The sequence below is a fragment of the Opitutales bacterium genome, assembly GCA_013215165.1.
Taxonomy (GTDB): domain Bacteria; phylum Verrucomicrobiota; class Verrucomicrobiia; order Opitutales; family JABSRG01; genus JABSRG01.
The window spans coordinates 66,037-78,756 of sequence record JABSRG010000007.1; the positions used below are offsets into that span (position 1 = coordinate 66,037).

Annotated in this window: 7 protein-coding genes, 1 rRNA gene and 1 pseudogene; 2 read left to right on the forward strand and 7 right to left on the reverse strand. The window is 50.2% G+C overall.

Annotated elements, in window-relative coordinates; translation table 11 throughout:
* Window positions 1-343 precede the first annotated feature (343 nt).
* The 3 genes and pseudogenes from HRU10_02140 to HRU10_02150 form a co-directional block, all read right to left on the reverse strand.
* Window positions 344-1,690 (reverse strand): hypothetical protein, encoded by a 1,347-nt coding sequence (locus HRU10_02140; GenBank protein ID NRA26031.1) that lies wholly within the window; start codon window positions 1,688-1,690, stop codon window positions 344-346.
* Between the two features lie 229 nt (window positions 1,691-1,919).
* Window positions 1,920-2,120, reverse strand: a complete 201-nt coding sequence (locus tag HRU10_02145) for a hypothetical protein (GenBank protein NRA26032.1) — start codon at window positions 2,118-2,120, stop codon at window positions 1,920-1,922.
* Window positions 2,121-2,183: 63 nt separating this feature from the next.
* Window positions 2,184-3,082 (reverse strand): annotated as a pseudogene (locus tag HRU10_02150) (acetylxylan esterase).
* 332 nt (window positions 3,083-3,414) lie between these two features.
* On the opposite strand from HRU10_02150, the gene HRU10_02155 reads away from it, so the two are divergent.
* Window positions 3,415-4,827, forward strand: coding sequence for a transposase (locus tag HRU10_02155; protein NRA26033.1), 1,413 nt, complete (start codon window positions 3,415-3,417; stop codon window positions 4,825-4,827).
* Here the strand turns inward: HRU10_02155 and HRU10_02160 are convergent.
* The 4 genes from HRU10_02160 to HRU10_02175 are packed head-to-tail and all read right to left on the reverse strand — an operon-like array spanning window position 4,808 to window position 12,026.
* Complete coding sequence (locus HRU10_02160) at window positions 4,808-5,998, reverse strand: AI-2E family transporter (protein ID NRA26034.1); 1,191 nt, start codon at window positions 5,996-5,998, stop codon at window positions 4,808-4,810. The two genes, HRU10_02155 and HRU10_02160, sit on opposite strands and share 20 nt — an antisense overlap.
* Window positions 5,999-6,037: 39 nt before the next feature.
* The gene (locus tag HRU10_02165; protein ID NRA26035.1) at window positions 6,038-7,135 is read right to left on the reverse strand and encodes a substrate-binding domain-containing protein; all 1,098 of its coding nucleotides are present in this window, start codon (window positions 7,133-7,135) and stop codon (window positions 6,038-6,040) included.
* Between the two features lie 16 nt (window positions 7,136-7,151).
* The gene (locus HRU10_02170; GenBank protein ID NRA26036.1) at window positions 7,152-10,529 is read right to left on the reverse strand and encodes a transglutaminase family protein; all 3,378 of its coding nucleotides are present in this window, start codon (window positions 10,527-10,529) and stop codon (window positions 7,152-7,154) included.
* A 21-nt stretch (window positions 10,530-10,550) separates the two neighbouring features.
* Window positions 10,551-12,026, reverse strand: a complete 1,476-nt coding sequence (locus HRU10_02175) for a glycosyltransferase (GenBank protein NRA26037.1) — start codon at window positions 12,024-12,026, stop codon at window positions 10,551-10,553.
* A 521-nt stretch (window positions 12,027-12,547) separates the two neighbouring features.
* On the opposite strand from HRU10_02175, the gene HRU10_02180 reads away from it, so the two are divergent.
* A 16S ribosomal RNA gene (locus HRU10_02180) occupies window positions 12,548-12,720 on the forward strand; the annotation flags it as partial.

Sequence of the window (12,720 nt, forward strand, 5' to 3'; positions counted from 1 at the left end):
CAATCGAGACTTTTTCGTCCCGCAAAAGAAAAGCTAACAAAATTTGGATTACTCACGCCGGGAATGTTCTTAACCATGTCGCCTCTAAAACAAAGGCGACATTTCCCCGACTGCCTCTGTCTCGTTCTGTCGGGCGCAGGCCGTTGCTCCGATCCACACCGTAGGAGCCAGGCGACGGAACGCCTTTTCTACAACGATTGGCATCGATCAGTGACAGCGATAGCGATAGGCACTCACCTTCTTGTCGACCCAATCAGAACAACAACCCGAAAACCTCCCTGGTCCTCAAATTGCATCCGCCATTTTTGAAGACTATGTATATTCAGTGTATGAAATGACCAAGTTAGTCTATCTTCTTAAACTCTACCAATTCTGCTTCCCCTTGGTATCGCTCAACGCCATTTATAGTGACCGTCATTGAGGTTTCCAATTGCAGGGGTTTGGGGTCAAATTCAACATACTTCACATCTCGCGTGGTCAGATGAATCGTATTTGAAGTCTTGTCGAGTGTGAAGGAGAAGTGAGCGGGCTCACCGTAGGATTTTACGCGCGTTCTTACGCCCCAGGGCGCTATGTATCCCAAGTTGACATGAGACAACATGGGGTCGATTTGATAGGTGAATTGATCCGGGACGGGCTTGCTGTATTGAAACATCCATTGTTTTGCATGCCGCCTAAGGTTCTTTGGTATGCGATGGCCAATATCTGGAAGAATCTCAATCTTCATAGGATTGCCGAGAGCGTCGATCGCCGCTGCTCGTTCATACGTTATCGGTACGAGGCGTTCATCCTTTTCTCCGGTCTGGAAGTAGAAGGGGATTCCTTTTAAATTTTCTACGAGTGTGCTGTCGGTATCGATATAGTTCCACGCATTCGCGAAAGGAAATACTGCAGCCCAGAGGTCGGGACGATGAATTGCAAGATGCCAGCAAGCGCTACCTCCCATTGAGTGTCCTGTCAGATACCAACGTGCTCTATCTGTCTTTATTCTGTGATTAAGGTCGTCAAGGGCCTCCTGGACATCGATGCCCGCAAATCCGACATACCAATTATTTCCTCTTCCCCATGGACGGATGGTTATGTGGGGCTCCAGGATCCCGCTATCGGGTTTGGAGCGATCAGAATTGGGAGCAGGACCTTTGTCTTTTGAAGAGAAAAATATGTGTACGTATGTTAAGGGGTGATCGGGCCCCATGCCATGTAGAGTGGTCAGGAGGGGATAAGCTTTTTCGTGACTCCATCCTTTAGGCAGGACGAGGGAGTAATATTGAATACTTCGATCAACTTTCGAAACAAAGCTCATGATCAACGACTTCCCGCCTCCAAAATGGTTTTCGGGATCGCCGGCGTCACCTTTCAATCCGGCTAAAATATTTTGATGCAACTCGATCGATCGCGTAATCGACGCATGTGATTTTGAGGATGGCGTGCCATCTTCTTCCAGGTGCAGATCATAGCCCAACCTCACTCGAGCGATATCAACTTCCAACAAGGCTAAGACAGAATCTATGTGGCGCTGCCATAACGGATGTTCTGATCGGGAACGTGCTTCCTCTGCTGCGTCTGTGATCTCTAGATAGATTTTGGATAGATGCTCGACAGATCGACTTTCCCCAGCGGACAGTGGATAACAGGTGATCGAAAAGATAATGGCAATAAAGCCGAGGCACTCAGATAGGGTTTTCTTCAATTTTACAAATAGGGTTTAACAAAAACTCTCTGCCAGGCGCATGCTGGCAACCTTGTTATCGATCCCGACGCAATACTGACAGCGATTGCCAAACTAGACTGGGGCCTTGGCAGTCCACAGCTCTAAGTCCGTTATTGTGGAGCCCAACCATATGAGGACGCATAAGTGGAGTATCTAAGTGTTGTAGTTTCGGTTTGGCTTTTCTCACTTTGCTTATGAAATTCAAAGTTCATATGTCAGCCAGTCCGAATTCTTGGATCGGCAAAAAACGTGTGGTGAAAGCTGTGGATGCTGTGTCCTGTAAGGTCGAGAAGGGAAAACCGTTGGCCTTCCCCGCGACTTCTCTAGTGGAATATATAAGGCATCGAGCATGCGCCGCGATTCCAAAATCGAGGCCGAGGGTGTAGGTGTCTTTGTTAGCGTTTTCCATGATGAGGGGGGATCAAGTTCTGTGCCGCCCTCTCACTCATCCTTGTTGGACTCGGTTTGTGATCTATAACCATAAGTTAATAAAATCAATAGCTGCTTTTCTCATTTCGAATGTTTCTTGATGAGCAACGTCATAACATTTGAGCTGCCATCCGTCGGGATTACCATTTTTTCGGTAAACAGCTTTGAGATAATCGTCTATTTTTAACAGTCCCAGCTCAGGAGTTAAAGGATCGTGTCTGCCTGCTAGTGACAAGTGGGCTCTTGGGGAAATTAACTCATTAATTGTACTTGTTGAAAAATACTTCATTAATGCAGGAACATAGTAATAAAAACCATGCCCTCCTAAGCCATCTGATTCGATTAGCGCTTCAAAGTCAGTCAAGCAACAAATATCAACACAGACTCTGATTCGACTATCTAATGCAGCCAACCACCAGGCCATTGACTTCCCATGGACATCCCAAGGGTTCCCAAGCGATTCGAATCTACATCCTCTCGACTTGTAAGATAATCAATTGCTTTCAGGCTATCAAAAACCATCATCCCCCACAATGTCTGGCTCTTCCATAACATTTCTTTGGCAACATCCATTTGACGCTTCTTTTTTCTCTCACCAAAGCACCATGAATCAATGCAAAGTACAGAATAGTTATTGGATATAAGTGGCTCCACATATGGGACATTATATAAATATTCTACTCCATCTATAAGTTCATTTTTACCTAAATCGTAATTACCTCCATGAGAGTGATTGTATAATACACAGGGAAGAGGTTCAGCTGCTTCGATCGGCTTAACAAATAAGGCTGTAACATGGTCTATACCATTGAGGTTCAACTTAAGGTGCTCAATGACTCTGTCCTTTGTTTTAATTATATCACACTGAATAAGCTTTATGGGCAAGTTTCGTGGAGGAAGATCTCCAAGTAAATGATACAACTGTTCTCGTTTTTTATCCATTGTTTATGCCTAACGCCGAAGTGCCCTGGTGGAGGCGTTAGCCGACATTGGGACCACTGGCTGGATATGGCCGAATGTCACTAAGTTGAGGCTGTTTCCTTCGATTTGTTAAGGGTTGAAAAAATGGGTTGGCAGCGACTTTTAGAGGGGCTTTTCGCAAAACTCAGCAGGCTGCTCGGGAGCGCTCAGTCAGTCAATGGGAAAGCCTCTTTGAAGAGGTCTTGCCGACCCATATTCTAGACGCTTTTTCAGAGCGCAAACGCACCTTTTGTTAGCGCAATACATTCAGGGTGTGGCTCGGACAGTTTTGGTCAGCGGGTGAGGGAGGAACTATGGCGAGCCTGCGTCATGCTTTGCGTGGTGCTCAGGCGATACAAGCCGGTAAAGGCACTTTGGTGTCTTCTGCATCGACATTGGCCTACGCTCAAGCGCGGGGGCGCCTGAAGACCGCACTCATTCAAGATGCCCATCAGCGCGTGCTCAATGCGCTCGGAGCGGGCGAGACCGTGTCTGGCTTTGATGGACATCGCATTCATTTGGTGGACTCAACCACGGTTGCTGCTGCTGATACCCCTGATACTCAAAAGTGTTTTCCTCAGAGTAGTCAGTGTGCACCAGGCTGCGGCTTTCCGCTCATACGCCTCACTGCTTTATTCGATCTGAACACCGGAGCGATCGAAACGAGTTCTGTCACAGACCAAAACACGAGCGAGATTACAGCAGCACTCTGCGATTTAATCCCACGAGTAAAGGTAGGCGAGATCTTGGTTGGAGACCGCGCATATAGCACCTACGGCATCTGCTCGCAGTTTCAAAAAAATGGGGCTTTCTTTATGATGCGCACCACAGACCAGCGCGTTAAGCACTACACGAATCTGGAACCCAATGAGTCTGGAGATCGGCTCGTGAAGCTCCGGCGACCTCAGAACCGGAACGAGGTCTGGACGCAGCAAAAATGGGCGCGTATACCCGCTTTTGTCCCTAATATCGCCTTCGAAAACGACTCGGGTCCGGCCTGGGCGGATGCTGCTCGCTTCAAGGACCTCCGAGAAAAGGTGGTCGAAGCTTTTCAGGGCCGCTTTGTCACGGAAGCAGGCTGGGTCGCGTGCGGCTCTCAGACGAGTTATGTGCTAGCGATTCACTTCGATCTTCTGAAGCCAGAACAAATCGCTGAGGCGGGGAGGAAGCTGGTTGAGGATATTGAAAATCGCGGCATGCACCTGGCAACAGGCTTTGTCGGGACGCCCTATCTTTTGGATGCTCTCGAAAAGACCGGGCACTTAGAAGTCGCCTATGCCTTGCTCGAACAGACTACTTTCCCCTCGTGGCTCTTCCCGGTGACCAATGGGGCGACAACAGTCTGGGAGCTTTGGGATAGTTGGACACCAGATAAAGGATTTAGCTCTACAGGGATGAACTCATTTAATCACTATGCGTTTGGTGCGGTGGCAGACTGGATTGTGCGCTCTGTGGGAGGGATTGATCTGGTTGAGGCTGAGCCCGGCTACGCCACTGTTGTCATTCGGCCGCGGCCCGGTGGGTCGATCACATGGGCTGAGACTTCGTTCCAGAGCGAGCGGGGAGAGATCAGCGTGAAATGGTCGCTCGCTTCGGACGGTCAGGCCCTCGACTTGGCTGTGATGATCCCAGAGAACGTCACGCCTCGCCTAGATTTGCCAGCGGAATGGGTTAGGGCGCCTGTTCTAAAGACGGGTTTCAACGAATTTACTCTGCAGCGGAATTAGGAGGTGTCTCGCGTGCTCCGTGGCTATCGAAGAATTCTGGGATATACTTAGCGCGAGCCAGCCGCCAGAAGACTAAGAAAAATGCGGTGAGTGGGATGGCTAGGACCATTCCCATGATCCCCTGCAGTGCTGTTCCCCAGAAGAAGACCGAGAATACAATCAGCATGGAAGACATCCCAGTCTGGTTGCCCATGATGCGTGGAGTCAGCACGTAGTCGGTGATGATTTGACCTAAAATAAACACGCCGGCAGCCATGCCAAGCAAGGCCATGCCACCTCCGTCTTGGAAGTAAGCTAAAGGGAGCATCGTGCCCAGGCCGATGACCATGCCCAGATAGGGGACAATATTCATGAGCCCCACGGCGAGTCCAATAACGAAACCGAACTTGAGACCAATCAGTGATAAGCCGATGGCGAGGATTACGCCGAGAATCAACCCGATGACGATCTGGCCGCGGAAGAACGCAACGAGGATTTCTGAAAACTGCTTCACCAAGAACACCACATCCTCCCTGCGCTCTTTGGGAAGAAAGGTGATCTGAGAATCTACATCTCCCCAAACGTCACGCCGACTGTCCAATATGAAAAATAGGTAGATGGGAATCACAGAGTAGGCTGCGAGAGATCCCAGCATGGAGCCGAAGGAACTACCCACGCCTCCAAGGATGTTGCCTGCCTGGAGCACGTATTCACGAATGGCTTCGGAGTTTTTTGAGATGGCTTCGGAGATGAGATCTTTCGAGCCTCCGTTACTCTGGATTTTTTCATTGAGCCAGGACCACAAGTCGGGGAAGCGCTCCTGGATGAACGCCAGAAAATTACCAAAGATCTCAGGAGATTCGCGTAATAGCTGTCCAATTTCGCGGATGAAGAGTGGGATGATCAAAAAGCCCAGAGTGGTTAGGCATAATAAAACCAATGAGTAAAAAACAATGATCGATTGTTGCTGATTGAGTCGGGTTTTGTCGTCGATGAGTCGGATGAGGGGCCTTAGGAGGTTTGCGATAATGGCAGCAATGACGAGAGGTAGGAGCACGCCCTGGAAGTTGATGAGGAAGTCTCTCATCAACATGAAGGTGAGATAGAGGACGATGGCTATTGCGGCAGCGGCAAGTGCGGTAAGGGCAAACGTGATGATGCGCTTCTGAAGTGGGGTGAAAAAGCTGTCCATGATGGCTAGAGCGTCGCGTTTATGAGATTTTGTCAGTTACTAATTTTCCGAATTTTGAGAGCGGAAGCGAGACGGGCTGATGCCACAGTGCGCTTTGAAACTCCGACTGAAGTGAGCGGCATTGCAAAAACCCAGTTCAGCGCTGATGTCCTCGATCGGCACGTCACTTTGAGTGAGTGCTTGTTCTGCTCGCTCCATGCGCAGTTTGTTGATGAGCGATCGAATCGTCATTTGAACTGCAGCTTTGAATCGGATTTCCAATGTACGCCTCGCGACATTTAGAGCAGTGCAGATTTCCGGTGTTCCAATCGAGCGGTGTAGATTATTTTGAATGAAAGCGATGGCCTCGCGTACGATTGTATCCTGCACAGCGAGCGCATCTGTACTTTTGCGGACAATGATGCCACCGGGCTCGATCATGCGATGGGTTAGCGATTCAGGATTTGTGTCTTCAATGAGTTCATGGAGACGTTTGGCACCTTCGTAGCCGATGTTTTCAAAATCGAAGTCTACGCTCGAAAGTGGGGCAGACTGGCATTCGCAGATCAAGAGGTTGTTATCCACGCCGAGGATGGAGACTGATTGCGGAATGGCGAGTTCGAGGGCGTCGCAGATCGAGGCCACCTCTGATGCATCTAGATCGCTGTTTCCCATGACCGCTAGGGGCTTGGATGTTGCGTCGAGCTCCAGGGAGAGATCTTCGTCATTGGCTTCGACGAGTCGCCTGGATTTTAGGCCATGTTGTTTCAGTGTCTCGTGAAATCCCTGCCAACGGAGGTCTGAGACTCGATTGCTGACACTGGTATAAAATAGAAACCTGCTGTGGCCTTGTTGCATAAGGTGTTCCGCGCCTAGTTTACCGATCGCGTAGTTGTCTGCGGTGACGCGATGCAAGGGTAAGTCACTGCGCCAGACAGATAGGTCGACCGTAGGTAAACTTGCATCTTTGACAAAGGCCTCTAGGGCTTCGTTGTCTGTTAATAGACAGAGTATACCGTCTGCCTTGTAGTTTTTGGGAAGCTCGAGTTTTTTTAGAAGCGACAGATCTAAGTGCCAGTTTTGCTCACGGGCGAAATTCACAACGCCTCGATGCAAAGAATAATCATAAGATCCGAGGAGAAGAATAATGCGGCGCATAGAAGACTCAGCTGCATTAGAAACGACGCAGATCTAGCGTGTAGGGAAACTCGTCTAAAGCAGGCTCGTTGGGTATTTCTTGTGCCTCCCCGGGGGAGTGACCGAAGGGTTGGAAACGGCTTAGGCGTCGCGACTCCGCTTCGTAGCTGTTCACGGGAAAAGTGTCATAGTTGCGGCCACCTGGGTGCCCAACATGATAGGTGCATCCGGCGACAGAGCGGCCATTCCAAGTATCAATCAGATCGAGCGTAAGCGGCGTATCCACGGGTATGGTCGGGTGGAGGCACTGGGACGGCTGCCAGGCACGGTAGCGCACACCGCCAACGAGCTGATCGCCTTGCCCTGTTGGTTTCATGGGGATCTTCTTACCATTGCAGGTCAGGATGTAGCGATCGCCATTGATCCCATCGGCGAGCACTTGAAGGCGTTCCACCGAAGAATCTACGTAGCGCACTGTGCCGCCTGAAGCGCCCTCTTCACCCATGACATGCCAGGGCTCCAAGGCATTACGTAGTTCAACATGGATACCCTCAAAATGAAATTCACCATAAAAGGGGAAGCGAAATTCCTTGTGCGCGAAAAACCAGTCCGTTTCGAATTCTAGACCGTCCGACCTGAGGTCATTAATGACCTCTAAGAAATCTTTCCATATAAAGTGTGGGAGCATCCATTTATCATGGAGCTGGTTGCCCCAGCGAGTCAGGCGATTCGGGAGGAAGGGCTTTTCCCAAAACTTTGCGATGAGTCCACGAATAATGAGTTGTTGGGCGAGGCTCATTCGCGCGTGCGGAGGCATTTCAAAACCCCTGAGTTCGACAAGTCCGAGACGCCCTGTCGAGCTGTCCGGCGAGTAGAGCTTGTCGATGCAGAATTCCGCACGATGGGTGTTGCCTGTGACATCAATGAGGAGATTGCGGAAAATACGATCAATCATCCAAAACTGGGGATCAGCGCCGAGTTGCTCGACTTCTTTGAACGCGATCTCCATTTCATACAACGAATCCATACGCGCCTCGTCGATGCGAGGGGCTTGGCTGGTTGGGCCAATGAACAATCCGCTGAATAAATACGATAGAGACGGGTGCTGATGCCAGTAAGCGACCATACTACGGAGCAGGTCTGGACGCCTCAAAAAGGGACTGTTGGCGGGCTGGCTGCCGCCCATCACGATATGGTTGCCACCCCCTGTGCCGGTATGGCGACCATCGATCATAAACTTGTTGGTTCCCAGGCGACACAGCCGAGCGTCTTCGTAAATGGAGGTGGTGCGCTCAACAAGTTCACGCCAAGAGCCTGCTGGGTTGATATTGACTTCGATGACTCCAGGGTCGGGGGTGATTTTAAAATGCTCAACCCGTGGATCGAAGGGAGGACGTTCCCCTTCGAGAACAATCGGCATGTTCAGCGCTGAGGCAGTGGCCTCGATTGCGTTCAGTAGGTCGAAGTAGTCTTCCGCGGTGGGAAGGGGAGGCATGAAGACAAAAAGCTTACCTCCTTTGGGCTCGATGCATAGTGCGGTGCGGACAATCCAGCCTGCGGATTCGCCCGGTTCGGGTGCCCTTTGTTCACGGGCCGCTTCGGTCGATCCTGAATCAAGTGACTGTGACTGAGGTCCGAAGTCGCCCTTGCTCCGTTTTTGAGTCAACTGATAGTCGAGCGCACGCTGATGATATTCTTTGTAGCGATTCTCGAAATCGGGCAGCGGTGAGGTATCGATGGTGGTGGGGTCCGGATTAACTACGTAAGGATAATCAGCGGTGCTGACCCAAGGCTGGGATTCTAGAGGAAGGCGCAAGCCGACTGGGGAATCACCTGGTATGAGATACAGATTCTCCTGTCTGAGGTGCCAGCCTCCGCTCACCCAAATTGGTTTGCTTTGTTGATATTGCCTTTGGACAGGCAGGACCCAGCCGCGCGGTGTTTCTAGGCCTTTTTCAAAGACTTCAGCGAGCCGAGTGCGCTCTTCTGGGTCCTCCAATTTACTGTCAAGCGGATCGACATTGCTGGGGAGTTTTCTCTCCTTCCAGATGTAATACCAGATATCCTCGTAAGCAGGGAGGGCGTGGTCAGCCTCAACTCCTAGGGATTCCGAAAGATGACGCACGAATTCCTCAGCATGCTCGATCCCGAATCCGTAGTCTGTCTCAACATCAGCTAAAAGGCTCGGATCTTTCCACAGCGGCACCCCATCTTTTCTCCAAAAGCACGAAAATGCCCAGCGGGGTAGGGACTCGCCGGGATACCATTTGCCTTGGCCGTGATGAAGGAAATACCCATCAGCATGACGGTCAGCCATGCGTTTGAGCAGTTGCTCGGATAGCGGCCTCTTTTGCGGTCCGACCGCGGATGTGTTCCATTCTTCACCTTCTTGATCGTCGATCGAAACAAAGGTAGGTTCACCTCCCATGGTAAGGCGCACATCGCCAGACTCGAGACGGGAATCGACTTGATCGCCCAGGGCTAGGAGGCGCTGCCAGGCATCATCGGAGTAGGGAAAGGTAGCCCTTGGAAGCTCCTTGATGCGCTGCACAGACATGTCGAAATAAAATTCTGTCTCGACCTGTTGTAAGGCGCCAGAGATCGGTGCTGCTGTAACGGGCGACGGGGTGCAGGCCAGGGGAATATGTCCCTCTCCAGTGAGCAGCCCTGACGTAGCATCGAGGCCAATCCAGCCTGCGCCAGGAAGATATACTTCTGCCCACGCATGCAGATCAGTGAAGTCATGGTCCGTGCCTGCGGGCCCATCGAGTGCCACTTCGTCGGGCTTAAGCTGGATCAGGTATCCAGATACAAAGCGCGCCGCGAGCCCGATAGAGCGCAAAATATTCACCATAAGCCAGGCTGAGTCTCGACAGCTTCCGGTGCGGCTTTCGAGCGTCGCTTCTGGTGTCTGTACGCCCGGTTCCATGCGTATGTTATATTGTATTTCGTCCTGAATCTTGCTGTTCAGTTCAACTAGGAAATCGATCGTCTTCTTTTTGTCCGTCTCTATGTTGCTGACCAAATACTTAAAGCGGTGGCCGATATCTACCGGTGGATTTAAGTAAGGCTGTAGCTCCTCAATCTGCTCCTGAGGGTAGTGAAACGGCATGCGCTCAGCGTAATCCTCCAGGAAAAAGTCGAAGGGATTGAACACGGAGAGCTCCGCGACGAGATCGACCTCGATTCGAAACTCGTTGACCTTTTCAGGAAATACGATCCGGGCTAGATGGTTCCCCTGAGGGTCTTGCTGCCAATTTATGAAGTGCTGCTCAGGCTCAATTTTGAGCGAATAGCTCTTGACTGCGGTTTTGCTGTGAGGTGCCGGGCGCAGTCGGACAGTTTGGGCACCCAGTGTAGTCGGTTGGATGTATTTATAGTGCGTGACGTGATTGATCGCGGCGAAAAGAGACATCTGCGTTAGCTAGGGTGGACATCAGTGCGAAGTACTTTCGTTAAGACTGCTTAATCCGATCGTGATGTAACTGACAAAGTAAATTATCGCGAAAGGGATGACTCCGTAGTTTCCGAAGTAGATTGCCAAAGCAACGGCGACCAAACAATACGCTCCGATCAATGTCTCAATCCATGGCTGCATCCCTTTCCGTAGGCGATATCCCTTTTTTCTTTGCGTGCCAGACTTAGGCGTGCGGATAAAAGATGACTGTTTCCCAATCAATGCTTCATACACTGCGCGGGAGTTGGATATCGAAATGCCAAAGCCTACCAGGATCAAAGCTGGCAAATTCTTGAATGCATAGCGCAGACTCCTTCGCTCAGAAGCCTTTTGAGAAATCACACAGCCCAGGCTCGGTCCAAGGGTTGCTAAAATGATCGGTGGAGCAGCGAATACCCAAATAGTACTCCCCCAGGTCGGGATAATCGCGAAAATCACAGGAATAGAAATGAGCGCCATTGCCATCATCGCAAAGTGGATAAAATAGTGCGTGAGATGAAATACCGACTGTAGCTTTTTCCAAAGACTAGCCTCTGATGACCAAACGCGGGGTAATATTTTTAATGCAGTCTGAATAGAGCCCTTCGCCCAGCGGAACTGCTGACTTTTCAGCGCTGTAAATGTGGCAGGAATCTCCGCGGGTGCGACCAAGTCCATGACATAATGCATCCGCCATCCCGCAATCTGGGCGCGGTAGCTAAGATCCATATCCTCTGTGAGTGTATCGGATTCCCATCCCCCTGCATCGTCTATCGCCTGTCTTCGCCAGACGCCTGCGGTACCATTAAAGTTTAAAAAGAGGCCATTCCAGGAGCGAGCCCCCTGCTCGATTAAAAAGTGAGCATCAATCCCGATGGCCAGCGCTCGAGTAAGCCAAGATTGCTGGGCATTTATATGGCCCCAGCGCGCTTGGACGAGTCCGACCTCCTTTTGTAGCATCAAGTGCGGTAGAGACTTTCTTAGAAAATCCGGCGTGGGGACAAAATCACTGTCAAATATCGCAACGAATGCTGCATCACTCTGATTGAGGCCATATTGCAAAGCGCCGGCCTTAAACCCTTCGCGAGTAGGGCGTCGCACTACGTCGATCCAGTGTCCATCTGCGTTGAGTTGAGCTGTGAGATCGTCTACGATTTGTACCGTTTCGTCATTTGAGTCATCCAAAACTTGGATCTGGTGCTTAGATAAAGGATAGTCGATTTCTGCGACCGCCCGTATCACGCGTTCAGCGACATTAGCTTCGTTGTAGAGCGGGATTTGAGTTAAGACTACGGGGAGGTCTTCCTCAGAAACCTCTTTATCGAATCTTACCTCTCGTTCCAGATCCGCGTTTAGAGCTCGCCTGCGCCCGCGCATGAAAAGTGCGACCATCGAGTAGCTATTCAAGCCGTAGACCATGAGAGTCAGACACAAAAAGCAATAGAGTGACCAGATGATGGTTGAATATATATCCATAGAGAAAATGAGGGAACCGAAAGAGAGCCGGAAGATTTAGAATATATTTCCAAGCAGCCTCTAGACCTATCGAAAAATTCGCAAAATATGAATTTTGAGGCGAATGAAATCGCTCTGCATTAGAGTCCTTGGCCTTGGCTGAAATTTCTTTCTGAGAACGCTTGACGCAAAAGCATTCGATGATTGTGTCAGGCTCCTTTCCGTCATCGGGATTCTGTTCTTTTTACTCCCTTTCCTCCATCGGACTCAATTCAGTCCATGTGAAAGATTTTTATTTTTCACTGTTGACCCAATTTTATTCGATGGCAGGGTTTTGAGTTTTTCATCCCAGTGCAAACCACTGAGATGCGTTCTTTGAAAGATAATTTGTGCGATTGGCGGATTCTACTTCGAGTCTGTCAAGGCTCGCTCAATTCTTATATAACTATACACACGATTTATTTTCACGAATCGTAACACACAGTGTCCGCTTGAATCACAGGATTCATCGGGTCTCTGAAAGATTTTGAATCTTTAAAATCTGTTCGGAGAGTTTGATCCTGGCTCAGAGTGAACGCTGGCGGCGTGGTTCAGACATGCAAGTCGAACGAAGAAGCTCCTTCGGGAGTGGTTTAGTGGCAATCGGGTGCGTAACGCGTGAACAACCTACCCTAAAGCGGGGGATAGCTCGGGGAAACTCGAATTAATACCGCAT